Source organism: Cyclonatronum proteinivorum (assembly GCF_003353065.1).
GTDB classification, from domain to species: Bacteria; Bacteroidota; Rhodothermia; order Balneolales; family Cyclonatronaceae; genus Cyclonatronum; species Cyclonatronum proteinivorum.
In genome coordinates this window covers 4,186,607-4,211,473 of the sequence record NZ_CP027806.1, presented here as the reverse complement: position 1 = coordinate 4,211,473, position 24,867 = coordinate 4,186,607, and the positions used below count along the sequence as shown (strand labels likewise).

At 47.2% G+C, this 24,867-nt stretch carries 24 protein-coding genes and 1 pseudogene; 20 read left to right on the top strand and 5 right to left on the bottom strand.

Annotation, left to right across the window (positions count from 1 at the left end):
* Positions 1-65: 65 nt before the first annotated feature.
* Positions 66-1,970 carry a CBS domain-containing protein gene (locus CYPRO_RS16100; protein ID WP_114985588.1) on the top strand — a complete coding sequence of 635 codons (1,905 nt, stop codon included), beginning with the start codon at positions 66-68 and terminating at the stop codon, positions 1,968-1,970.
* Positions 1,971-2,145: 175 nt separating this feature from the next.
* On the opposite strand, the gene tyrA is transcribed toward CYPRO_RS16100, so the two are convergent.
* Complete coding sequence (tyrA, locus tag CYPRO_RS16095) at positions 2,146-3,270, bottom strand: bifunctional chorismate mutase/prephenate dehydrogenase (protein WP_114985587.1); 1,125 nt, start codon at positions 3,268-3,270, stop codon at positions 2,146-2,148.
* A gap of 188 nt (positions 3,271-3,458) precedes the next feature.
* On the opposite strand from tyrA, the gene CYPRO_RS16090 reads away from it, so the two are divergent.
* The 9 genes from CYPRO_RS16090 (at position 3,459) to CYPRO_RS16050 (ending at position 9,963) form a co-directional block, all read left to right on the top strand.
* Complete coding sequence (locus CYPRO_RS16090) at positions 3,459-4,445, top strand: endonuclease/exonuclease/phosphatase family protein (protein ID WP_114985586.1); 987 nt, start codon at positions 3,459-3,461, stop codon at positions 4,443-4,445.
* A gap of 165 nt (positions 4,446-4,610) precedes the next feature.
* Entirely contained in the window at positions 4,611-4,790 is a 180-nt protein-coding gene (locus CYPRO_RS16085; protein WP_114985585.1) for a hypothetical protein, read from the top strand.
* A gap of 538 nt (positions 4,791-5,328) precedes the next feature.
* Complete coding sequence (locus CYPRO_RS16080) at positions 5,329-5,931, top strand: Panacea domain-containing protein (protein ID WP_114985584.1); 603 nt, start codon at positions 5,329-5,331, stop codon at positions 5,929-5,931.
* Positions 5,932-5,992: 61 nt separating this feature from the next.
* The gene (locus tag CYPRO_RS16075) at positions 5,993-6,184 is read left to right on the top strand and encodes a hypothetical protein (protein ID WP_114985583.1); all 192 of its coding nucleotides are present in this window, start codon (positions 5,993-5,995) and stop codon (positions 6,182-6,184) included.
* Between the two features lie 289 nt (positions 6,185-6,473).
* Entirely contained in the window at positions 6,474-6,704 is a 231-nt protein-coding gene (locus CYPRO_RS16070; protein ID WP_114985582.1) for an addiction module protein, read from the top strand.
* Positions 6,705-6,995: a type II toxin-antitoxin system RelE/ParE family toxin gene (locus CYPRO_RS17040; RefSeq protein WP_114985581.1), complete on the top strand. Its 291-nt coding sequence runs from the start codon at positions 6,705-6,707 to the stop codon at positions 6,993-6,995.
* A gap of 188 nt (positions 6,996-7,183) precedes the next feature.
* Entirely contained in the window at positions 7,184-8,359 is a 1,176-nt protein-coding gene (locus CYPRO_RS16060; RefSeq protein WP_124245649.1) for a TolB family protein, read from the top strand.
* A 775-nt stretch (positions 8,360-9,134) separates the two neighbouring features.
* Positions 9,135-9,356 (top strand): antitoxin VbhA family protein, encoded by a 222-nt coding sequence (locus CYPRO_RS16055; RefSeq protein WP_114985579.1) that lies wholly within the window; start codon positions 9,135-9,137, stop codon positions 9,354-9,356.
* Complete coding sequence (locus tag CYPRO_RS16050; RefSeq protein ID WP_114985578.1) at positions 9,349-9,963, top strand: Fic/DOC family protein; 615 nt, start codon at positions 9,349-9,351, stop codon at positions 9,961-9,963. The genes CYPRO_RS16055 and CYPRO_RS16050 overlap by 8 nt, the downstream gene beginning before the upstream one ends.
* Positions 9,964-10,009: 46 nt before the next feature.
* On the opposite strand, the gene CYPRO_RS16045 is transcribed toward CYPRO_RS16050, so the two are convergent.
* Complete coding sequence (locus tag CYPRO_RS16045; protein WP_114985577.1) at positions 10,010-11,116, bottom strand: hypothetical protein; 1,107 nt, start codon at positions 11,114-11,116, stop codon at positions 10,010-10,012.
* A gap of 122 nt (positions 11,117-11,238) precedes the next feature.
* Between CYPRO_RS16045 and CYPRO_RS16040 the strand changes: the two genes are divergently transcribed.
* The 5 genes from CYPRO_RS16040 (at position 11,239) to CYPRO_RS16025 (ending at position 14,440) form a co-directional block, all read left to right on the top strand.
* On the top strand, positions 11,239-11,499 hold the full coding sequence (locus tag CYPRO_RS16040; protein ID WP_124245648.1) for a hypothetical protein: 261 nt from the start codon (positions 11,239-11,241) through the stop codon (positions 11,497-11,499).
* Positions 11,500-11,514: 15 nt separating this feature from the next.
* Complete coding sequence (locus CYPRO_RS16035; protein ID WP_114985575.1) at positions 11,515-11,811, top strand: hypothetical protein; 297 nt, start codon at positions 11,515-11,517, stop codon at positions 11,809-11,811.
* Positions 11,812-11,895: 84 nt separating this feature from the next.
* The gene (locus tag CYPRO_RS16670; RefSeq protein ID WP_164682871.1) at positions 11,896-12,072 is read left to right on the top strand and encodes a hypothetical protein; all 177 of its coding nucleotides are present in this window, start codon (positions 11,896-11,898) and stop codon (positions 12,070-12,072) included.
* A 627-nt stretch (positions 12,073-12,699) separates the two neighbouring features.
* A complete protein-coding gene (locus CYPRO_RS16030) occupies positions 12,700-13,440 on the top strand; it encodes a hypothetical protein (RefSeq protein WP_114985574.1) in 741 nt (246 codons plus the stop codon).
* A 43-nt stretch (positions 13,441-13,483) separates the two neighbouring features.
* Positions 13,484-14,440 (top strand): hypothetical protein, encoded by a 957-nt coding sequence (locus tag CYPRO_RS16025; protein WP_114985573.1) that lies wholly within the window; start codon positions 13,484-13,486, stop codon positions 14,438-14,440.
* 227 nt (positions 14,441-14,667) lie between these two features.
* Here the strand turns inward: CYPRO_RS16025 and CYPRO_RS16020 are convergent, their stop codons facing one another.
* A complete protein-coding gene (locus tag CYPRO_RS16020) occupies positions 14,668-17,421 on the bottom strand; it encodes an Eco57I restriction-modification methylase domain-containing protein (RefSeq protein WP_240644790.1) in 2,754 nt (917 codons plus the stop codon).
* Positions 17,422-17,430: 9 nt separating this feature from the next.
* On the opposite strand from CYPRO_RS16020, the gene CYPRO_RS16895 reads away from it, so the two are divergent.
* The 4 genes and pseudogenes from CYPRO_RS16895 to CYPRO_RS16665 all read left to right on the top strand — a co-directional run bounded on the left by CYPRO_RS16895 (position 17,431) and on the right by CYPRO_RS16665 (position 19,053).
* Complete coding sequence (locus CYPRO_RS16895) at positions 17,431-17,553, top strand: hypothetical protein (RefSeq protein ID WP_270049188.1); 123 nt, start codon at positions 17,431-17,433, stop codon at positions 17,551-17,553.
* A gap of 194 nt (positions 17,554-17,747) precedes the next feature.
* A pseudogene (locus CYPRO_RS16015) lies at positions 17,748-17,903 on the top strand (site-specific DNA-methyltransferase); the annotation flags it as partial.
* Between the two features lie 44 nt (positions 17,904-17,947).
* Positions 17,948-18,865: an HNH endonuclease gene (locus CYPRO_RS16010; RefSeq protein ID WP_114985571.1), complete on the top strand. Its 918-nt coding sequence runs from the start codon at positions 17,948-17,950 to the stop codon at positions 18,863-18,865.
* Positions 18,866-18,876: 11 nt separating this feature from the next.
* Positions 18,877-19,053, top strand: a complete 177-nt coding sequence (locus CYPRO_RS16665; RefSeq protein WP_164682869.1) for a hypothetical protein — start codon at positions 18,877-18,879, stop codon at positions 19,051-19,053.
* 205 nt (positions 19,054-19,258) lie between these two features.
* On the opposite strand, the gene CYPRO_RS16005 is transcribed toward CYPRO_RS16665, so the two are convergent.
* Entirely contained in the window at positions 19,259-20,110 is an 852-nt protein-coding gene (locus CYPRO_RS16005; protein WP_114985570.1) for a restriction endonuclease subunit M, read from the bottom strand.
* 636 nt (positions 20,111-20,746) lie between these two features.
* On the opposite strand from CYPRO_RS16005, the gene CYPRO_RS16000 reads away from it, so the two are divergent.
* Positions 20,747-21,223 carry a PEGA domain-containing protein gene (locus CYPRO_RS16000; RefSeq protein ID WP_114985569.1) on the top strand — a complete coding sequence of 159 codons (477 nt, stop codon included), beginning with the start codon at positions 20,747-20,749 and terminating at the stop codon, positions 21,221-21,223.
* Positions 21,224-21,307: 84 nt separating this feature from the next.
* Here the strand turns inward: CYPRO_RS16000 and CYPRO_RS15995 are convergent, their stop codons facing one another.
* A complete protein-coding gene (locus CYPRO_RS15995; RefSeq protein ID WP_114985568.1) occupies positions 21,308-24,826 on the bottom strand; it encodes an SNF2-related protein in 3,519 nt (1,172 codons plus the stop codon).
* Positions 24,827-24,867: the final 41 nt, after the last annotated feature.

The following is a 24,867-nucleotide window of genomic DNA, read 5'->3' as shown; positions in this document are numbered from 1 at the left end:
TCTTGTAACCAAAAAAGCGCGCTAACCAATTACACCTGTAAACGAAGGCCTGCGGAGGGCATATCATGGGGATTCAGAGTATTTCAATCGCAACAGACCCGGAAGCCCGGAAAGTTTTTCTGCGCCATCTGATTGATGACGTGCAGGCCCTGCAGCACATGCTCGATGCCGGGATGATTGAAAGCGGCATCACACGTCTCGGGGCGGAACAGGAGTTCTGTCTGGTTAACAGTTTCTACAAGCCCTCCCGCAACAACCTGCGGGTGCTGCAATCCATCGATGATCCCCATTTCACGACCGAGCTCGCCCGCTACAACCTTGAAATCAATCTGGATCCGATGGAGCTCCGGGCCGGTACGCTTAACGATATGGCGGCACAGCTGCGCGAGCTGCTGGGGAAAGCGGAGCGGGCGGCGGCGCTGCACGGCGAAAAGGTGGTGCTTGCCGGCATCCTGCCCTCCATTGATTACCGCTGTGTGCAGATTGATTACCTCACGCCCCGGGAGCGCTACCGCACCCTCGATGCCATGCTCAAAAAACTGCGTGGCGGGGATTTTGAGCTGAACCTTTCAGGCGTGGATGAACTCATCATCAAGCACCGCAACATTCTGTTTGAGGCCTGCAACACAAGCTTTCAGATGCACTATCAGGTTGATCCGGCGGATTTCGTGGCGCGGTACAACTGGGCGCAGGCCATCGCGGGTCCGCTGCTGTCGGTTTGCGTGAACTCGCCCCTGCTGATCGGGCGGCAGCTCTGGGCGGAAACCCGTATCCCGCTGTTTCAGCAAAGCATCGATACCCGGAGCAAGGGCTTCAACATGCGCGAACGGCAGCAACGCGTCACCTTTGGCAACCGCTGGATTTCGGAGCCGACGGATGTGTACAAAAGCGATATTGCCCGGCACACCATTTTGTTTTCAACCGATATTGAGAAGAGCTCGCTGGATATTCTGAAGGAGGGCGGCATTCCGAAACTGCCTGCCCTCACCCTGCACAACGGCACCGTGTACAAGTGGAACCGGCCCTGCTACGGGGTAGGCGGCGGCGTGCCGCATCTGCGCATTGAAAACCGCTATATCCCTTCCGGTCCGACCCCCGAGGACGAAATCGCCAACCTCGCCCTTTGGACAGGACTCATGCACGGCATGCCGGATCGCTACGAAGATATTGCGCAAATCATGCCCTTTGAGCACGCCAAAGAAAACTTTCAAAAGGCGGCCATGTGGGGGATTGGTAGCATCATGTGGTGGGAAGGCGAATACATCGGCGCCAAGCGGCTGGTCATGGACAAGCTGATTCCCATCGCGGATGAGGGCCTGGAGAAAGCGGGCATTCCGGAAGAGGAGCGCTTTAAATGGCTGAGCATAGTGCTGAAGCGCACCGCAAACTACAATACCGGCTCGCGCTGGATGCTGCACGGGTTCCGCGCCCTCCGCAAAGACCTGAGCCGGGACGAAGCCTGTACCGCGCTCACGGCCATCCTGCACAAACGGCAGCAATCCGGCAAGGTCGTTAGCCGCTGGGAGCCGGCCAAAACCGAGGAGCTGGAAGGCATCCGCATGCGGTATGAAATCGCCGGCAATGCGATGACGACCGACCTCATCACCGTGCAGGAACACGATCTGGCGGATATGGTGCTGCGCATCATGGACTGGCGCAACATTCGTCATCTGCCGGTTGAGGACAACGAGGGCCGCCTGCTCGGCCTCATCACCAAGGCCGGACTCACGGCCTGGTTTCACGCTCATCCCGATCAGCCCTATGCGACTGCTGCCGATGTAATGCAGCCCGATCCGCTCACGATTTCGGCAAGTATGGAAATCGAGGCCGTGCTCGACCTCATGGAGCGCAACAAACTGAGCTGCCTGCCGGTCGTGACCGAAGGCCTGCTCGCGGGCCTCATCACCGATAAGGACGCAGCGAAAATCCGGGCGCGTCAGCGGAGGATTGAGAGGAAGAAGCGGGGCTGAGGCTGAGTTTTCAGCTTCAACGCCGCCAGCGGGGAAATTTCGCTGCGCGGGAATCGCTGCGCTCGGTGCGCAGCCTTTACACCACACCCAAATTTGGGCTATAAGTGTTTTTCGTTAAGCCCAATTAAAACTAATATTTGGGAAATTAATCCTGTTTAATTGTGAATAATGCGGCTTAGCCGAAGCGGTCGGCGAGGCGGTTTATGAGGTAGCCGCTTTCTTTGAGGGCCTGCGCGCCGAATGCGCCGAAGAAATCGGTTGCCGTTTCGAACTCACGAATAAACCGTTCCTTGTCGCCTGTGCGCACCATTTCGGCGAGGGCCGTGTGATGACCGAGGAAATCGGTGAGCATGCGAATGCGTTCGGCATCCGAAAACACAATATCGGCATAGAGGCGTGCATCCTGTGCGAAAATGCGGCCGGTCATCATCAGCTCGGCCCGGTAGATGGGGCTGCTGTAGTCAAGCATGTCTTCCGGACGCAGGTCGAGGCGGTTCATGAAGGAAGCATGCAGCAAGGCAACAAAGTGCCGCAGGCCCTGCACCAAATGCATGGCGCGGTCGTGCATGTCCGCGTCGGCCCGCTTGATGCGCATGCCCCAAAGCTCAAACTGCCGGATGAGCCATTCCGCGGCTTCCGGCTGACGTCCCTCGCAGACGACCATCAGCTGACGCGAAACCTGCCGTACATCGGGCCCGTGCATGGGGTGCAGCCCGACAACCGGTCCGTCGTGCGCCTGCAGCATGAGGTTCACATACTCGGCCTTGATGCTCGTGAAATCGCATAGGAGCTGCTCCGGCGACATAAATCGGGCAATGCGCGTAATGACATCTCCGGTGAGGTTGATGGGCACGGTCACGAGAACGACATCGGCGCCTTCGGTGAGCGCGCGGGCCTTGAGCCAATCGTTGCGGTCGAGCGTGCGTACCTGATGCCCGCTTTTCCGGATCAGTTCCGCATACAGCCGCCCCATGCCGCCTTCGCCGCCGACAATCAGCCAAGTTTTCGGTTCCGGCGTCGCGCTTGGGAAGGTCGCTTCCGACTGATTGGCGCGGGAGGCGCTCATCATCATGCGTAAAAAATCCTCCGCCCAGTCGGGGGAAATGCCGAGCTGTGCGGCCTGCTCGCGAAAGCGGTCGGTTTTTTCCTGCTCCCGCCCGGCAACATACACCGGCACCCCGGTTTTGCGCTTGGTTTCGGCAACCTGCCGGATGATGTCCTGCCGTTCGGCCAGCAGCCGCAGGACGGATTCGTCAATGGTATCGAGCCTTTTGCGAAGCTCTTCAAGGGATGTACTCATAACACGCTTTGATTTGCACGCCTATCGTGCACATTTTGTCCTCAGATGTTTTGAAGGGCAGAAGATAGCATTTTTTGAGACGCCGTTGGAACGTATCGTTAGGATGGGTATCTAAATCCCTATATTGCAGCTTATTATGCGCAGGCATAACATCCTTCTTATTACCCAATCGCTGAGGAACAGCCGCTATGAAAACCTACTATTTCGCCTGGTGGAATGTTGAAAACCTGTTTGACACCGAAGACTGTCCGGACCGGCCGGATTACCTGCAGTCGCGGCTGCGGCGCGTACTCGAAGGCTGGACGGAAGCCGTACTCGACCAAAAGCTGAATCAGCTCGCGCACATCATCCTGAAAATGAACGGCAGCGCTGGTCCTGACCTCATCGGCCTGTGCGAAGTGGAGAGCAAGGCCGTGATTGATAAGCTGATCGGCAAGCTCAGGGCCGCGGGCCGGCAGTACACGGCCGCCCATCATCCCGGCAATGACAACCGCGGCATTGATGTAGCCTTCATTTATGACGCTGATCTGTTTACGTTTGAAGGCCTCTTCCATTTCGAAGTGCTCAAGCGCAGCGCAACCCGCGACCTGCTTCAGATTAACCTGAAGACCAAGCCGGGCAATCATCCGCTGCTTGTGATCGGCAATCATTGGCCTTCGCGCCGGGGCGGGGAGTATGGTTCAGAACCGTACCGCATTATGGCCGCCGAAACGCTCAGCTACTGGATGGAACGCATATTTGAGATCCGCACCCCCAATATTCCGGTCATCGTGATGGGGGATTTCAACGATGAGCCGTTTAACCGCGCGCTGACCGACTACGCGCTGTCCTCCAACTCATTGACCCGCGTGCGAAACGCCCGCATTCCGCGCCTCTACAACCTGATGTGGCCGGTGCTCGGCGCGGCAGACGGCACCTTTTACTTCAACAACTTCCCGGTGGTGTTAGATCAGCTGCTGGTATCGCGCGGCATGCTGCTCGCCAACGCCCCGATACGCCTGAGCACCTTCAGCGACGGCAGCTATGCGCGGGTCGAAAAATTCCCCGAAATGGTAAGCGGCGGCATGTACCCCGACCCCATCCGCTTCGGCAGACCTGCTTCAGGCGTGTATAATCCCCAAACCGGTTACAGCGACCATTACCCGGTAGCGATGATGGTTGAAGAGCGCGGTTAGGGGATTGGGGGCATTATGCAGGTGTTGTTTTGCATAGTTGACCGAAGAAAGTATATTGTGGCAGACTCAATGATCTGTTATCTAACCTTAAATAGCGTTCATTTATGACAATGGTTCCCTCACTAAATAAGCTAAACTGACAGATTAATCTAATGCATTGAATCTATGATCACTAAAGAAAAAGTTAAAAAAGATATAGATAAGCTTTCCGAAGATGAGCTTGAAAAAGTATATCAATACCTTACTTCCTTAAAAAAAGCGAAGATGTCTTCCGGAAAGATTCTTTCTTTAAAATTAGAAGGAAAACTTGATAGAAAAAACATACGCGCATTAGCCTATGAGTAAAGTTTTGATTGATACGAATATTCTGGTATATGGAATTGATGAAGATTCAGCATTTTTTTAATCGTGCCCGAAAAATATTAGAACAGGATAATCATGAATGCAATTGATATTCCGGAGAAATCTGTCTCCTTTCGATTATAGGCTCACTTGTAATTTTCGCTTTCCTCCCCTGGCAGAACCCGTAATGGACGGACTTCAACGAATTCAAACGATTTCCCCCACCAACCCTCCAAAGGTTCTGAAACCTTTGGAGGGTTCGGGTTTGGCTCTCATCTTCATTTCGCAGTTCTAATTCATTGGGGCGTGTGTGCGAAAAGTGCAACACAGGAAGGATAATGAAGCGGGCTTACAGACTAAAGCCGGCACCATTTAGGCACAAGTGTTAAAACAAACAGGAAAAATTGGGTGTCAGACGAGATTCCGTAACCCGAAACGGCCCGTTGGGCGGACAGGTTCGTAAGGATATGGTAGTGCAGATATGAAATCAGCCCTATATATCTTATTTTGCTTACATGTTAGGATCTAACCCGGTTATGTAATGGATAAATTCACGCTTTCAATTTACATCGTGCAACATTACGAAGGCACAACGCCAATGAAGCTTCAAAAGCTGCTCTACTATTGCTATGTTTGGCAGTTGGTCGCGGGTAAAAAATCATTTGAAGCCAATTTTGAAGCCTGGCAACACGGACCTGTTGAGCCGGATATTTACTACAAATACAAGCATTTCGGCCGGGAACCGATTACTGATATGGATTTCATCAGCGCTAAGCCTGCAGCGGAAATTCATTTTATCCTGGAAAGTTATGCCGTGTTATCAGCTATAGAACTATCAAAAACAACACATTTGGAAAATCCCTGGAAAAAATATGTCAAAGAGGGGGGACGAATACCGGATCAGGAACTTACGGCATTTTATCAACAGCAGCCTTTTGCCTGGAATTTTCCGCTTAACAACAAGACTGCTCAAAAGTACTATCCCCCGAAAACGGCTGGTCACTATTCGTTTACTTTTGATATGAAAAAAGACTACGTGCCCGAATATTCAAGTTTAGAAGAATATCTTGAAGGGGTAAAAACGGCTAAAAAGCAGCTGAATGAAATTGCCTTTGAGTCATGGCATTGCGAACCGGTCTCATAGCACATTGCTATTTTTCCGCTGACAAAAAAGGGATCGACGTTTAAAAATCTAAAAGAAAAGCATGAGCAAAAATAATATACATACCAAAGATTTTGCAGCTGAGCTTACCCGCTTGGGTAATCGTGGTGTGAGAAAAGCCCAGGAAGAAAACAGGAAGATGGGTCTTCCCAATGTCTATTCCAAGAACGGCAAAATTTATTATCAGCTTCCCAACGGGGAAATCACTACGAAAAAGCCTTCCTCTCTGTCATAATCGACAGTCCCGTGTGCTAACAAAGCAAATCAAGCGGACGTGTTTGCGGTGAGTTGCTTATGTTCAGGGTCTTAGCCACGCTTATTTGCAAAACCGTTATATATACGAAGCCCACATTTATAGCGATGGTCAAGATACCTGTGGAATTGGCCTTGAAGGGTTCATATAAGCGGAATTTTTAGGCAGTGTACTTTCTGCATTCACAATTCTTGTAATTTCAAGCACTAAAGTCTGACTTCCAAATATGTCCGCTTTTTGATAGATTACTAACAGACCTTAAATATCACTTATGGCAAACACATTTAAAGAAATCGAAACCTCGGCGCTAAGACTTAGTGACAAGCAGCGTGCTCGACTTGCATCAAGACTTCTTGACAGTTTAGAAAAGCGCAAGGAAATCGGTGTGGAGCAGGCATGGCTACAGGAGATTGAACGTCGTAATAGTGAATTTGAATCAGGGGAAGTCGAATTAATTCCTGCCACAGAAGTCATGGCTAAAGCCCGAAGCCTTTTATCTTAAATGCGGGTAACATTTCAACCGGCTGCACAGAAAGAAATGTTCGAAAGTGTCGCCTATTATGAGCAGAAAGATCATGGCTTGGGATCAAAGTTTCTATATGAAATCGATAGTACGCTGAGTTTAATTTCGGCTTACCCGGAATCCGGGACGTTGTTAAATGCATACGCACGTCGGGTTTTATTGAAGGGCTTCCCGTTTGGCGTTGTATATCGAATTTATAATAATCAGATTGTCATTTTGGCAATAATGCACCTGCGGCGCAAGCCAAATTACTGGGTAAAACGTTCGTAAATCGTGGTTATAACATGGCTTTTCAGGCGTAAAGTGGCTGCTTGTTGTTGTTTGGTTTTGGCCGCTAATTCCCTAAGTTGAGTTTTTTATTCTTCCCATAGCTATAGCCGCCTAAACACCAATCCGTCTTACGGCTTCTAAAACCCCCTTCATTCCTGCATCGATACACCACAGCCGGATTTATCACCATGAAAAAATTCTTCAGTCTTTTATTAGTTGCGATACTTATCGCTGCGGGATGTTCTGATAATCCTCTCAGTAATATGGGTTTTCCGGGGATGGGTAATTATAGTTATCAGGTTGAAAACGAGCTGAGGAATTGGGATTTGGTCGTTATGGATTTCGGTGAGTTTGGTCCGCGCAGGGCCCAAATTTACCGGTATAAGCTGCCGGATACTGAAAACAGAGAGGTTTTGGCGGATTCGGTGTTTGGTTTTTACGAGATAAAAGCGTCTCATGACGGCCGGTACATAGCGTACCTTAGAGACAATTCGCCGGAAGGCGCAATCGAACATGTTCAAAAGATTGCAATCTATGATTTAAAGGACAATATAGAATTGAAAACGGATGTGGACGATATTGTTTATCATTCATTTACCATGGCATGGTCACCAAATGAGAACAACTTACTTATAACGAACCGCGCACCGGGAGTTGAAAAAACTACGATGCGTATTCTGTCTGTGGAAACCATGCAGGTAGACGAAATTCTCGAAAAATCCTCCATTTTATATCCGGAATGGTCGTCTGACGGAACCCATATTAGTTTTATGGAATATCAGTCTTTTGATGTTGGAGATTCAGCGCTTGGAAATATTGTTGATGTTTCAACGGGTGCTGTGACTACCATTACAGATGGATTACTGCTTTTCAGCAATCTTAAATGGTCAGGGAAAGGCAACCGCTTGTTTTTTGTGGAAATTTTTGATGAACGCTTTTATCTGTCTTCAATTTCTCCGGACGGCTCAGATGTAGCGCGGTTGATTAAGGGAAGGGTTTTTGAGCCGGATGATCATGGCAGTTTTCCCGGAATCATTGGCCCTTTGCCAGTGCATGACCGCTCGGTATCCGTGTACCCCAACGGGGATTATCTGAATGTGCATAATTTTGGATTTATCAGCGATAACAGCAGCTACCGGGTATTGGTTGATGTAAATAATCAGCGCGTAAACAGGTTCTTACGCGACTTCGTCTATCATTCTAATGTGCTTTACGCTCCCGATGGCAGGCTGTCATACAAAAGGGGGAAATACGAGCAGGAAACCTTTCCACATGTGTATGTATCACTTCCTAATGGCAATCAGCTAACGCAATTGATAAGAACCCTTGCCTCGGGTGGTGAAGTATTGGTACCTAAATTTTAAATGCTAAAGTGTGCTGTTTGGTTGCTTACACTCAAATACGCTGCCGCGCCGCTGAGTTGCCAAAGCTTTTTTGACCCCGTGCACTCGCGGCTTAATTGTTTGCTCCTTTAGAAGAACAACCCGCACTCGCGATAAAAGGGCGATTAACAAACGGTTGGCCTGAAGAAAGGGAGGTGGGATGCGGGCCTGCAAACCAAAGCCTGCATTCCGGTACAAGCTGCACCCGAATTTACTTTACGGCAGTATATGGAAAACCCGGAAACAGAGGCAATGGACCTATTGAACAAGGACTTGTAGGAAAAATGAAACGAGAGCACGGCGGGGATTGGGGCAGTGCGGTGTTTTTGGGGATTATAGGGTTCTTTAAGGATGTAATTGAACAAGGTAGCAAGCTTGCAAACGTATTTAACCGAAGTTGTATAAGTTTCTCCATATTCGACGAAGCACAACCCCAAAAACGAACACGCTTTTAAGCACCCTTTTCAGGTACATAATGCGTACCTGTGCCCCGCTTAAGCAGATATTTCTTTGTCTGAGCGACCTGACTTGGTTTTTTATTAGTTCCTTAATATCATGGTATTGCTGAAAAAATCAAGTTTCGGTTTAAAAACACCATCATGTATATTCAACAACAATGGTTCGCATATACCTCTATGCTCGCTTGTAAAACGCATTTTTTGTGAACTAAAAGTTGAGATACATAATTTTATTGCGTCTGAAAGCAAACGAATGGATCTGTATTTTTTGTAAACTCAAAAGAATTAAAACACAAAATATGTTTAATACGATAGAAATAGACCGGGAAAATCTGACCATAATGGGCGTTAAGTTTTCGGACCTTAAAACGCTTGAAAGTACAGCAAGCGCTTTGGGAAGTAATATGTTTGAAGGGTTTAAACCTACTCCAAAAGGAATTGAAATCATAAGGGACTATGTGACAGGGAAAATAACCTTAGCTGAACTTGTGGCATTCGCCCAGGAAAAAGCTTATGTCTGATGCTTACAGATATATAGACCCTGACTTTAGCTACACTGATCCTGATACAGGACTTTTAAGAAATTTATTGGATATCACAGACCCTGAGACATTGCTCTTTGTTGAAAGTAGTGTGGTAACAAAACGCCTTCAAGAGCTGTATGAAAACCCCATTAAAATCAAAGGTGTTGACAGCCTTTTTCAGATTCACAAACATTTATTCCAGGACATATATATTTGGGCTGGGAAAAAACGTACCGTTGAAATCAGTAAAGACGGCAAACAGTTCTTCCCGACTTCACACTTTGACAACGCTTTCAGATATATTGACCAATTAATTGCTGAGTTCAGGAAAATTCCGAAAGACAACAAAAAACTAATTTGCGAAAAATTGGCGGAAATCTTAGATACCGTTAACTATTTACACCCATTTAGAGACGGAAACGGACGAGCTCAAAGAGAACTTTCCAGACTATTGGCTTTAGAAAAAGGCTTGTCACTGAACCTTAACCCGGCAGATAACAAAAGTGTTTACGAACGCTATATGCAAGGAACCATTGAAAGTGACGTAAAGACTTTGACAGCGTTGATTTTTGAGTTAATTGATACGAATGACAAGGCTAATTAAGCCTCTCTTTGGAATACAAAAGAGAGGCTTAACGTCTAAATAGTCTTTACTGTCGAAGTGGTATTGGTCTATTTCTGTATTCCGTGAGATCAATTCGTCTGCAAGAAACAATTGTTAATCTGTCTCTGGATAGTGTTGCTCCGGGTCTTCTGTGGAAGATATTGCATAAATAAGTGTCATCTATTAAATTATTTTCAAAGACATGGAAAATAGAACTCTCAACTGGAATTACGTTTTCGTTGTTTATAATAATAGAATAAAATATGTAGTTTGTGCCAAAAACATTGTTGTCTACTCGAAAACCTTTTTCAACAATCTGAGTTAATTCTGATTCTCTACTAATTTCAAAAGCTGCATTGTGAAAATCATCATTAGTCGAAAATTGTACAGAAAATTCTTTTGTTTGCCCTGAAATAGGCTGAACACCTATGTAGCGCGTAATTTGCTGACCTGGTCCTAAAAGTATTTGTTCGGGCATATTGAAATTATAGACATTATCAATTTGCCTAAGATTATTTAATCTTGTCTCAAAATACTCATGAGTATGAGGTTTAAAGAAGTTGTTGCCATATATAACTGAAAAGTCTTCACTGTTAAATCGCTTTGTCGTATTTCCGTTATTTATAAAGCTAAGTTGTATAGTTGTCAGAAATCTGCTATTGACAAAAAAAGGATTATAAGTAGCAGGAAACTCATTGTTCGTTCTTGTGCTCCGAGTGTTTGATTGAGATGGGAAACTAAGTTGTTGTGCATGAGCTTCGACAATACCATTCAATAATTGGCTATCAAATAAACTTGAATATTGATTCTGAATACTATCTGAAACGCGAATTAGCCGATCTATAGACTCCTGTTCTCTCCGGGAAAGAGTTTCGTTATTAATCATATTCGAAAGGTTGAGAACAAATAGTGTTTCAGTATCACCTGTTTCAATAGCAGCTATATAAGTAAGCCTATTTAAGAATGATGGGTCAACAGGCTGAACTTTAATCAATATGTCATTGTCCAACTCAATTGTAGTGTAGACAGGGCTAAAATCGGATTTTGTTATTCTGACTTCTGTTACCTTATCTGCCGGGATAGAACTTGTTGATGCACAGCCCACAAGTATCAAACAGAGAAGAATCGCTTTTGCATAAAATAAGAGTTTCATGACTCAATTAATTTCAATTAATTAATAATACGTTAGATAGTCTTTCAAAATAATCTTTTATATTGAAAACACTTAATTTACTGCATTAACTAATTCAATCCAATTATTCAGTTATAGAATTGATGACCCACCATCTCCGCGATCTCTTACCCCGCCTAAAAAAATATAGTGCAGAGCTTGATCATGCTTCGTTTTTGGTTGATAAGCCCTGGGTTGTTTCACATGACAAGAATGCACCGTTTCAAAAGCTGATATTCCGGCGGGATGGGCGGGTACACCTTTCGAATGAAGGTGATGTCATTGACGGTAAATGGGAGTACCTGCCGGAGGCCAAGGCGCTGATTATTGATTATGGGAACAGCAAAAAGCTGTTCCGGCACTAGTTTCTTGATCAGGCGGTGCTCGCTCTTAAAATAGATGGGCGCAAAACGGATTCCGGTAATGACTACCTTCTGCTGTGCAATGAGAACAAGGTGCCTGATACCGATGCTAAGCTGTATCTGAGGAATAAGTATATTACTCAAAATAACATGCATTTAATTAAGCTGTCGGATGGTAGAGAAGCCTATCTTGAAAGAGCAAATGGTTCCTTTGGAGATTTTCAAATAACAGCTGGTGATGGAACTCTTGCTGATGGAGTTTATTTAGAGCAAAACGGCACTGTTAGATACAGTGTGAAAAAAGGTCGAACCTGAAAGCCTGAAAAACTCATTGAATATGCAAATATCAAAATATGGCAGCGGTATAAAGCTCCGCAGTCCGGGGATGAAGTTGTTGGTGTGGGTGAAGGAGTTTATTTGGTAGAAGTAAATGAAGATAAATATCAAGTCAAGGTTCGGGATGGAAAAGTTTATAAAGTTGTAAAAAAAATATCAAAAGAGTTCGAGCTTAAAATACTTATTGCTATGGCTTTTTTGATTGCAACATTAATTGCATCTGCGCTATTGGCTGGTTGATTTATCCGGTTTATAGGGCAGTTTAACTAATTACTAAGTGGATAATATCTAATGATAAGGATGAAGAGTTCGTAGCAAATATTACCGATCTAGCCCCGCGCCCTGTAACCCTTCCCGATTGAGTCAACTCCGAACCTGTACCCGCGTTGGACAGGAAACCACCAATCGATTGACCCGGCAGACAAAGAGGATGGATGCGGGCTTGCAAATCAAAGCCTCCATTCAGGCACAAGCTATACACGGGTTTGCATTCAGGCATTATGATGAAAACCCGGAAACAGAGTCGATGGACCTAATGAACAAAGATTTGCAAGAAAAATGAAAGGAGTCCACGCCGGGGCTTGAAGCAGTGCCAAGATAAAGGGAGCTTATGGGATCGTTTAGGCATGCATCGCAACAGCAGCAAGTTTTGAACTCATTTTACCCAAGTTGTATAAGTATTTCCTTATACAATTCAGAAAATTGGATGATCTGAATAGTCATTAACTGCCTTTTTAGGTACTTAATGCGTACCCGTGAGTCGCATAAGTAGATAATTCTTTACTTATACGACTTGGGGGATTATATTGTCAGTCGCTCAATAAGTAGTTATAGGGTGGGATAGCAAAAAGCTTAAACGAGATAGATATGAAATTACCGAATTGGTTTAAAATAACTTGGTGGATAATTCTTCTGCTATTGACAGGAATAATCTTTTTTAAAAGATTTGAAGCTATCTCGATGGGTAAATCTGTTCCAGCGGACGTTTTTATTTTTTTGATTTTTGTTGCGTTAATGTTAGTTCCTATTTTTTCAGAGATTGAATTTTTTGGACTCAAACTTAAAAAGGAAATTGAGGACTTGAAGACGGACATTAAAATAAAATTTGGTGACATTAAAAATGAGATAAGAAATACCCAAAACCAAACTCTTACCCAAACAATCCAAGCTTATGGACAATATGGACCGCCACCGCCTGACAGTAAACTGCCAGAACTTGAAGATGAAATTGATAGAATGGTAAAAGCAAGACTTCAAGAACACGGAGTTATCATTGATCAACAATTGACCAGCAGAATTGATGTTCCAGAGGACAATTTGACCATGTTTAAAGTTCGATATAATATTGAAACTCAACTAAGACGAATATGGGAAAACCGATTTGATGAAAATGTTTTTGACCAACAGTTGCGACACCAACCAATTATGAGATTAATTCAAGATCTTACGAAGTATCAAATAATCGACAATAATTTTCATGGTATACTTAGAGAAATTCTATCGATTTGCAATTATGCAATACATGGTGAGCAAGTTACAGACAAACAAGTGAGCTTTGTAAGTAATAATGCAAAATTCGTATTAGACTATCTTAGAAAAACAAAGTAGAAAAAAAATTTTACAATAACCTAAATTCAAAACATTATTGGCGATGATTGTATTTAACACAATACTACTACTTGGGTTTCTTTGTAATATAAACCTTACGAAGAATTCTCTGCAAGAAACTGGGTTTCATGGTTCGTATTCTCTTGAGGAGACCTGGAATCAAGTTGACGGTAACGGAAACACACTTTATCATGGATATATGGCTGCAAGGGTGAAAGTCTTTTCTAATGGAAATGAACTTTTCATAGATTTCATGGTTGTCAGGGATCCACCGGGTCAAATTATCAGCGAGACATCCAGAGCCAGAATAACAAACGAAGGAATTCTGGAGTTTGATTTTGTTGATGGCTGGGATAATAAAGGACGTGGGAATTTTAAAAAGATTGGCACTGAATACGAACTAAGTCTCGAGATGGTTGAACAAGCTACGATGGGCGGATTTTCAGGACATCTTTATGGAAATTATACGCTTACCAATGATTGTCAGAATTTGAGTATTTCGCAGGATCCTTTTACCAAAATCAGAACTATAAGAACCCCTGTACAAACAATTAACAATCAATTTGGCCTTTCATTTACAACAGTGAATCAAAATGAATATGTTACATTGAGATATAGTAAAAACATTGCGCCTGACATTCGAGCCCGCAGAGAAGCCAATCTTCCGCAAATTGATGGCAGAGCGTCTCTGTGGCTGTTACTCGAAAATGAAGATGTGATTAAAATAGACTACCGGGGACAACCTGTAAGTGCATCTGATCCAAGATCTGGAGACGGTGTTCATATAGGCACCTACAGGGTTGAGGCTCTGCGTACTGCTGGTCCAAATGAAACACTTTACGTACATGTCCATGCAAACTTTGAATTAAGTAAGCCTGATTTGCAAAAACTGAGGCGTTATTCTATTGCTAAGATAAGATTTGAAAATCATTACAGGCAATCAGACTTTAATATCACTAATCAAAATTTTATACGTAGGGCACTTCGGTGTATTGAATAAAACCATGAGCTTTGAACTCGCCAAATTACTAGATGAGTAGCTACAAACTGGTATGACGAAAAACACGTTCCGAGTCCACCCTATAACAAGCGTTTCGTGCTGACGGGTGAGCGCTGGTTGCTTAAATTCTGGCTTGGTCGCCCCGCAGCACAAACGCCAAGCCGTTATGTAACACCTGTAGTCCAGTTTCACGCCAAAACACATTTCCAATAAACCACCTCGCATCCCTATTCCATCCGCTTTATCATACCTTCAATAAATGCAATCTCTTCCGGGTTGAGGCCGTATTTTTGGTATAGTTGCTGATCTATTTTCGGAATGGGTGCATCCCAGTTGATGTCTGATTCGGTAGTGAAGTTCTGGAGAGGGACCCAGGTGTATGTTGATCGTGTTGCGTGTTGGGTCATTTTTCTGAGGGATACCAGAAATCTCAGAAACTTTGTCTTCAGATACTTTTCAATATTTGTTGCCTTTTCCATATCGTCAACATAAAAGAAAAGGTAAGACTGTGTACAGACAGAGGGCTTACTCGCAATCAGAGGTTTGCCAAGTACGATGTCCGGGATTCTTTTCCCGCCATCAGACCCCGCAGCCGGTATCATTACTTTGCAGGTATCAATAAGCTCCACACTTTTTGTGACTTCTTCTCTGCTAATCCACCCCAGTTTTCTTTTCCCTTTGACTATGTAATACAGCGGGATATGACCATCAATTTTTTTGGTCTGAAAGTCTTTAAAATTCGATGTCCATCCAAACTCCTTGTCAACGGAAAGGATGTTGATAATGGACTCTTCTTCCTGAGCCAATATCTTGTCTAAAATTGTCACGGAGATACTGTCGCGTACTAAAATATCATATTTGTTCAGCTCTCTTTTGATTGGGCCGTAAACATTCTCGCCGCGAATAGTTGTGACGCTGCATTTTCCGTCAAAATCATTATCCCACAAGAAATAGCAAATCCCGCCTTTCACTTCCACACCTGGAAAAATCTGTCCTGAGTCCGGATAATCGGTGATGTTGGAAATCCTCCTGTCTTCAAGCATGGATTGCCTGAAATCAGACAATCCCAATCCACCTGACATCCACCTTGACGGAACAATGAGGCTGAGATTCTTGGGGTCAAATTTCTTAGAAATATCAATAAAATGATTATAGACGGGGATACTCCGATTCCCGCTTTCAGCAGAAACCTGATATGGCGGGTTCCCCACAATCGCATTAAACGTCATCGTTGTTTCCGTGTTGGCTTTCCAGTAGGTTTTGCCGTTTTGTACTTTCTTCATAAACTGTTCCGGTTTGTCCGTGATTTGATGGACCAAATCTTCAAAATAGCGGGTGTTCACTTCGGCCTGTCTGAAGCCCACGAGGGTTCGTTTGGTGATGGCTTTGGCCATCGGGGTTTTGCAGATCACAAAAATGTTTTCCTTCACGACCTTATCCCAGGCACTGAGGAGCTGATCCAATTCCAGCGTGCGCACATCCTGTCCGGGGTGCCGCTTCTCCAGCTCATTCCGGAAGATGCTGTAGGCCATGTAGAGCGGGTAGAGGCCGGATTTGGAGTTGATTTCCAGAATGTAGCCCTCCGGTGAAAAGACCTCGCGGGTGACCTCTCCCTGCGAAACAAAGCGCGGCTCTACGAGCGTCTTTTCGCGGCTTTCATCCAAAAACACATAGCCGCCGAGGCAGTCCCCGAGGTGCATGTTCACGACCCGCCACGGGGTCAGCACGGTTTCCTTATCGGGGTTCCGGAAGGTCGCAAACAGGGCAGTGATGCGCTCAATGCGGTCTTCCGGCTTCAGCGAATCCGCCGCGCGCGCCATCGCCCGGATCCGCTTGCCCGCCGCCCGAAACACATCCGGATCATAGTATTTTTTGAACTTCAGGAAGACCTTCTTGGTCACATCTTTCGGCATGAATTCCTTCCACGACTGATCATCAACGAGCTCCGTAAAATTCTCAATTGTCAGTTCCCGGTCTTCATTGGAAACCTCCGCGCCGTACAGCAGCAGCGGCATCCGGATGGAAATCCCCCTGAGGATGGAGATGGCCGTATCCCGGTTTTTCTTTTTCTCTTTGGCCGCTTCGAGCAGGGCTTTTTCCTCCTCGGTAAGCTCCCGCTGTTTCTTCTTTTTGGCCCGCTCTAACTGTTCGTACTCCTCCTTATCAAAGCCCTGCTTGTTGAGGTCAATATCCCCGCTCTTCGGCATCGCTTTCGTGCTGCCGATGATTTTTTTCAGCTTAATGAAATCTTCCAGCTCGACCTCATCGAGCTTCATCAGCTCGTGCGTATTGTAGAGATATTCATCCTCAAAACCGTTGCGCACCACTTTCTCGATATACACTTTTTTGAGCTGCTCGAGCATGTTCTCCACATTGTAGCTGCGCATCTGCGTGCCCTGCACCGAAATGATCGGGCAGAAATTCAGGAAATCCCCGATGATTTTCCGGTCCTGATCGCTTGTTGTTCCGGCCTTGGATGAAATTTTAGCGGCTTCGGCTACAACCTTCAGGGTACGGTCGGGCGCAAAATCAAAGACAAAGCATTCCTCCTTCATCTTCCCGTTGATGGTCGCCGGGGTCTGCACGCGGAAGATGGTCTGCATGTAAGCCGAGGCCGAGGTGTTGTAGGAGCCGGACAGCATGAAGACGGCGGTCCAGGCTTTCACCGAAACGCCGGTCGTGAGCCTGCCGCAGGAGAGGGTGATGGTGTAGGTTTCGTGCGGCTTATCGGAGATGGCCTGCTCCACTTTTTGCAGGGCGTCCTCTTTTTTCTCTTCCTCATCGCCATCGCCCGCAACGTTCACAATTTCAAATTGCCCGAAAACCGGATGCGCCTTCAGCAGCCTGCTCAGCGCTTTGGCCTCCTTCACACCCGGCACCATCCAAAGCGAGTGCCTGAAATTTTCGCGGTTTTCCGAAGTCGCGTAAGGGTAATGGCTCTCCGAATCCTCGCGGCAGATCAGGTTCAGAAACGAGCGCACATCCTTTTCATGGATGAAGCTGCCGCCCTCATCTACCCGAAAGAACTCCCGGAAATTGAAGGCAAGCTCCTCATCCGCGTAGTTCGGGATCAGCTTGCCGAGGTCGAAGGTGAAGATGTGCCTACGAGGTGAGTAACCGAATTCCGTTTTATAAAAAGCGTTTTATGCAGAATAGTACCGGTTTTTTCCCTACCTTAAGTTTAAAGGTGTGGTAACACTAACGCCAAGAAATCATTGGTTTTCCATAAACTTTCGAAGCTAACGTGAATAAAATTATTTAATTCAAATATTTAAATAAACTCCAAAACCAACTATTGATTTTTAAGATGGAAATACGAGCTGACCTTTATTTAGGCGACTCTAAAGATGTGTTAAAAGAAATACCATCAAACTGTGTCGATTTAATTTTTACTTCTCCCCCTTACGCAGATCAACGGAAAAATACCTATGGGGGAATACATCCAGACGAGCAGGTAAATTGGAAGTGGCTTTGGAAAAAATATTGTTTGAAAATTAAGGAATTTAAATGAGCTACGAGGGTGAAATGCTTGAAAAATATAAGATGCCACCTCGCCATCAGGTTGAAAAGCATCTTCTAGAAACACTTATAAAACACAATGGTGTAATAAAGGAATTTACTGTTGGTGAAGATATAGTTGATGAAGTAGCTAATAGTTTCAATCTAAGTTACGAACAGAGAGAAGCCTACTTGGAGACAATATATCGTAAAGAAAACAGGGTTAAAAAGTCAAATCTGTGGCACAGGCTTCTGTTTAGAGCAGCAAGTAATTTGGCAAAAGAAAAAATGATTACGAGGCCTTCAAAAACATATCAATTGACAAACAGAAGGGAATGGATGTTAACAGAAGAAGGGTTTGACGAAGCTCTGCGTATCGTCGGCATTCCAAGTTCGCAAAAAGATACACTTCCAATTATATCATATGAAGTTGAAAATATAACGAGAAAACTTTTAATAAACGAGAAACCAAAAGATTATTTACCATTTAGAAAAAAGCAGAGCTCAATAAAGACAACAACGCAAAGTATAAGAGAAAGGGGTTTTCGGAGAGCAGTGATAGAAAGTTACGGTTATAAGTGTGCAATTTGTGGGCTAAAATTAAAAGCGCCAAATAAAAATGTTTGGGAAGTTGAAGCCGCGCACATTATTCCTCATAGTTCATTCGGAAAAGATGATATTTGGAATGGTCTTTCGCTATGTAGATTTCATCATTGGACTTTTGATGTAGGTTGGTTAAGTTTAGATAGAGATTACAAAATATTAGCTTCTACTCGAATTTCTGAGTTACCAAATGATATGGGAAGAGTTTGGAATTTTGACTTAATGAGTCAATTAGAAAACAAAGTAATTGAATTACCTGTGAACAAAAATTTGTGGCCTGATATAAATGCCATAAGATGGCACAGAGAAAATATTTTTAAATAAAGAAAAAGATAATGAATAAAAAAGTGGTCTATACATTAAATGTTGAGGATGTTCAAACTGTGGCTAGTGAAGTCATAGGTCGTGAACTTAAGCCTCATGAAGTAAGTCAAATAGAAAACCTCATTGCCGAAAAAATAAATTGGTTTGAAGCAATTGAAATGGCGATTCTTGAAAAGATTAAAAAATAAGCTATTTGGGAATTCTGAAATAAATACAAAAAGGATTTGTCTTTGAAGCTCATATAGTATCTATCAAAATAGCTTTAAATATTGGATTATATTAATTAATAATTAGTTGTGAATACATGGTTTGCAATACAAGCTTGTTGGCGAAATCAACTGGAAGAAATTAGTCAAATTTAACTCCGGAACGTAAGGGATGCGTTGAGTGGTATTAGCCGAAAAAGTTTTCGGTCACGGTTTCCGTAATCCCGCAACTGTCCGGAATGACGGCTTTGAGGCCATCCATCTGCCACACATTCCAGGAAATGATGTAGGCGATATATTTGAGCGAGCGCTCAAAAGGCTTGCGGCTGAACTTGGCTTCGAAGTTTTCAAAAAAAGTTTTCAGCATGGATTCCCGGGCAATCAGCAGGCTGTCGCCCTGCCATTCGTAAGCGTAGGTGCTCTTATAGGCAAGCTGCGCGGCCTTCAGCCAATCGGTAGAGTTGTGCACATTTTCATTGATGACCCGGAGCTTGCGGTCCAGCAGCCCGATGCGCTCCGCTATGCTGATGAAGTCGCCGGTCGTTGTATCGTAGCGGCTCGTGATGTAAGGCGCCTCCCCGCAAGTAATTTCGAGCCGGGTATCCTGCACATAATCGAGCCAGGTTTTCCCCTCCGGAAACGACACCGGCTCCGGATTGGTGACCCAGCCCCGCTTCCCGTCCGCCCCGATGATTTCCGTGTTAAACACTCCGGACCTGCCGAACCAGGCCTCATCAATCAGGTTGTTCTGCGCATTACACACCCAGGAAGGCGTAAACACCTCGGCCATCTCCTTCACCCGCACCTGCTGCGCAAAATCATCCTTCTGCACCCTCGGGATGATGATCCGGTTTTTATCCCCTGAAATCAGCTCCGGCAAAATCGGCGCCTTAAAGCTGTACCTCTCGCCTAAGTCCCTGTAATTGTGCGTAGCCCAGAATATATTTTTCTGCGTCGTGTGATCGCGCAGCAAAGTTTCAAAAACCCCGGGGTAGTCCCGCGACAGGTCAAGATCAATCGTTTGGGTATCGAACAGCACGCTGCAAAAAAGTTAATACACGGATGGAGGTGGAAGAGAGATGGGGATGGCGCCGGCGCTGTTTATGAATATACAGCTTGCGGTGTAAAAGAGAAATTGGTTCGGGTGGCGCGCAGAGAATCCGGTATGCCGGATGATGGTGCGGAACCGCTTCCTGTTTGTTCCGGGCTCGGTGCTTCTTACCTCCCCCAAAAAGCAAGGGACCCCTCTTTGATTTGGGATCTTCCGGGCTGTCACGAAAGACCGTGATGTTCACGGAGTTTCCCCCAAAAAAAGAAAAAGCCGGAAATGCAACCCATGCATGAGCTCGAGCATACCGTGCTGAAAACGATGGGAATAGGTCGTTTCAGGGTGCATGCTGTTTAGGCCTGTGCGTTAATGTGTAAAAGCAGTAGGTTAGAAATATCCATCCATGTTTTGACGTGAAGGTGTATGCCCTGACATGCTTTACTTATGGGGTCAGCTTGCAGGTGCAGCTGTGATCAGATCAAAAAGAGGATGTATGGTCGAATATGTAAGCCATTGACTTTTAGATGTTTTGGAAATGTGAAAAAAAATTTCCCTAATCTATTGTTTTGAGTTATGGCTTGAAGTAAATTTTTACTCCCATAAATCTTAACTTAAGTAAGCTAAAGCATGAAGCTAATTAACTCAGTACTTATTTTATTTTTTGCTGTAACAATGATTGGTTGTGGCACAATTTTTAAAGGCTCGACAAGAGACATAAATCTTAACTCTAACCCTGCTGGTGCTACAATTACAATAAATGGTGTTAATCGGGGTGTTACACCTCAGACCTTATCTTTGCAGAGAAATAGCAATCATCAGGTTGAGTTTACCAGAGACGGCTATGAGAGCGTAACATTTGAGATTACAAGAAACTTTGATTTTGCGACAACAATCGTTGGTAACTTGTTCTCTTGGGGTCTGCTTGGTGTAGTTGTTGATCTTGCTTCAGGTGCTGCATACTCACTTTCGCCTGAGGATCTGACGGCGCACATGGAAGCACTTCGTGCCAATAATATCATACCGGTAAATCTTGAACTTGGCGAAGATGAAGTTTTCATCTTCATGGTATCGACAGAAGAGTGGCAGGCTTTGACTGCAGAGTAATCTGAGTGATGGTTTTCATTGATAGCAGTTGTCTGAATAAGGCAGCTGCTTTTTTTTTGCCTTTTCCACTATTCAGTCTCCATCTCAATCATCTGTCATAAGCGGCTTTTGGGGCCTTGGGAGGCGGCCTGCGATGACGGCTATGATGCGGTTTCGGGCGGGTTCTACGCGGGGGAGTTGTTCGGTGAGGGTGCGGAGTTGTGCGGCTGTGGGCGGGTTTTCGGTGAGGTGCGGGGTGATGTTGCTGAGGCGGATTTCGCGGTATTTGCGGCGGCGGCGCTCGTTTTCGAGCCATTCGATGAGGCGCGGCTGCGCGAGGTCGAGCCAGCGGTTGGCGAGTTCGTACCAGTCGGGTTGCTCGGTTTGGGCCGTATCCGTGCTGAAACCGGTGTCGGGCGCTGTGCCGGAGGCGGCTTTCAGCAGGGAAGCGGCCTGTGCGGCGGGCTTGTGGTCGAACAGGCGCCGGAGTTTTCTGACCTGTCGGCTGAAGTCTTCATCAACGATAATGGTCTGTTTTTGCTTCTTTTTGGGGGAGGCGGTATGTGGCGTATCGGCCTTGGTCGGCTGATCCGGAGTGGGGTTCGGATCAGGTATTGAAGCGGCGGTGTCGGTCGGCATGGGCCGGGCTTGAGCGGAGATCCGGCCTTTGGAGAGCATGCGGTCCCATTTTTTGACGAGGGTTTCGAGCTGTGTGAGGGCGTTGCGCTTTTTGTTGGGCAGGGTTTCGCGTTCGTGCGTGTCGAGCCAGGCGATGTTTTCGGCCAGCAGGCGCTCCGCGGCTTGGTCGTAGTCAGCCGGGCTGCTTTCGGGCAGCACCTTGCGGAGGAAGGGCGCAATCTGATTCAGGTCCTGTTCGGTCTCCAGCCAGCCGCCCGGATCGGCTGAGCGTGTGGTTCCGGATTCGGAATCCGCGGCGGACTTCTCGGACTTGCGGCGCAGCAGCCAGTAGGGGGCGGTTTGCTGACTCCCGCGCACGGCCATGAAAAGGAAGGGGCGCGTGGTTTCGACGATGCTGATCCACGGACCGTCGCTGAGCGGGGCTTTCCGGGCCTGTTCGAAAATGTCGGCCCCGATGAGCGGCCGCTCCCCGCTAACGAGCCGCCGGATGAGGGTAAAGGCGTCTTCGAAGCCTTCCCAAGATTGTTCTGTGCGCTGATTTTCCTCAAAGCTGTGGATGAGGGTTTCGGCATCGAGGGTCTCTTCGCTGTCGCGGCTGTATTCGTCTAACAGCTTTTCCGGTGGGGTAATGTTGCTGCCGATGAGCTCATGCACGAGCTGATGGCGGAAGAAGAAGCTGCGGTCGGTGCGCAGCCGGAACACGGGGGCGTCGTCGGGCCAGTACACGGTGACCTCGCGGTGCGGGCTGTCCATGCGGTCCACGCGACCGATGCGCTGTTCGGCAATGCGGATGACGGAGGGCATGTCGAGGAAGAGGACGGCCGAGGCGCGCTGCAGGTTCACGCCTTCGGAAAGGGCATCGCTGCACAGGGCGGCCATTTGGATGTCTTTGGCATCGAGCGCGAAGTTTCGTTTGAGGATTTTCTTGGTCTTGCCCGTGCTGCCGGTCACAATCATGCTTTTGCGGGCGTAGCCGAGCGCGTTGAGTTTCTGTTTGATGAGCTGCAGGGTGATGAGGGCGGAGTCGAAAGCGAGCATCATGCCGTGCCGGTCAATCAGTTCTGCGAGCTGCTGTGCCTTGCGGCTTTCGCGGCTGTCGCTGATTTGGAGGGCTATGTCGGCTATGCGCTCGAGTATTTCGGCTTCCTCCCGGCAGGTTTTCGCCCAGAGGTCGGGCTGCTGAATCCAGTCCGGTATGGCAATGCGGAGGTTGTGCTGCGGTGGCGTCTGACGCAAACTCCGTACTTTTTTCAGGATATTGCCGGTATTTTGATTTTTAAAGTCCTTCAGGCCGAATTTGCGCATGGCGGCTTTGGTGCCGAGCAGGTGTTCGATGAGGGCCGCCCGGCTTGAGCGCAGCATGTTGCGCAAGTTCCACTGCATGAGGGCCGGTGCCGCACGCAGCCGTTTTTGCAGGAACTGTTCCTGTCGTTCGGTGCTTTCGAGGTCGAAGGGTTCCGCGCTCAGGTTGGTGAGAAAGGGGATGCCTTTGAGGCTCGCCATAAGGACCTCGATTTCACCGGCAAGGCGGATGTCGTCTGCGGTTTCGCCGGTTTTGTACGTTTTGGAAATGCTTTTGGGATAGCGGCAGAGGGCACCATGGGCATCCCGGTAGGCGTCGGGGTTGCGGCTGATGGCTTCGTTCAGCTCGCGTTTGGTGCGGCGGACCATGAACTGATGCACGTAGGTGCGCAGGCGGTCGAGGGCCTGCTGCGAGCGCTGATCGCGGCTTTTTTGCAGCGCACTGTAGGTTTGCCAGGCTTCCTCGCTGAGGTTGTCGAGCCCGAGAATTTCGACCAGGCGCAGCAGGTCGTCGGCGCGGCGGTTCAGGGGCGTAGCGGTGAAGAGCATCATGTGATCGGCACGGTTCAGCACGATATTCTGACTGCGGGTCGAGGTTTTGTTGAGGTAGTTGTGTGCTTCATCCACCACCAGAATGTTGGCGCGCCTGATTTTGCCGAGGGTTGTTTCGCGGTTCACGGGATCGTTGCTGCTGAGCATGCCGTGTGAAACCGGCTCCGCTATGGTGCTTTCGAGGGTGCTCAGCTCGCGCACCCAGGTATCGGTGACCAGGGGCGGGCAGATGATCTGATATTGCAGGCCCCGCTGCCGGCTCCGGAACCAGAGGCGGTTGAGCAGGGCTTCGAGCAGGTGCGCGCCCATGCGGGTTTTGCCGGAACCGGTGGGGTCGGCGACCAGCACGCTGCCCTGTCGTTCGAGCAGGTACAGCGCCTGTGCGATGGCCTGCCGCTGTGTGGGCCAGAGCTGCGTTTGTTGCTGCTGCTGCCAGCGCTCGGGGAAATCGCTGATCCAGCTGCCTTCGGTGATCAGGGCGACGGCCCGGGCGAGAGCTTCCTGCCAGCTCACGTTACGGAGCAGCTGCTCGAGCAGGGCGATGAGTTCGTCGTTCCAGGGTTCTGCGCGGTTGAGGTAGTAGTCGGCCATCTGCCCGATTTCGGCGAAGCCGTCCGCACCCCAGCTCCGCCGTACATTGGCCTCGCCCTGTGTCCGAAGGCCTGTAGCCGAAAAATTGCTCGATCCGACCATCACATGCTGATCGCCCTTGTAAATCTTGGCGTGCAGGTTGGGATGGATGAAAAAGTGAACTTTTCCGAAGCGTATTTTCTCGATCAGGCGGAGCACGGGTCCGTTGAGCAGAACGGAAATCCCCTGTGAGAGCCAGTACTGCCGGATCTGCTCAGGCAAGCTGATGCCGTGCTGCCCGTACTGCGCCTCCCGGCTGCGGATCTGTTGCAACACCGGTTCATTCCCCAGCACAATTTTGATTCCGTCCCGCGCATCCAGCTTCCCGCCCAGCAGCTGCACGATGAAGTCCAGAGATGAATATCCGGTAATAATCACATATTCAGCCGATTCTTTAATATCTGCCCGAATAAACCGCAGGGTATCCATCCCCTGCTGATTCATGGGATAATGTTCCTGCTCCGGCAGGTTCGCAGAAGAAAAAAGATCAGGCCCGGACATTGATATCGTTTTGGTTTCGGAGTTTTCGTGTTTCGTGATGC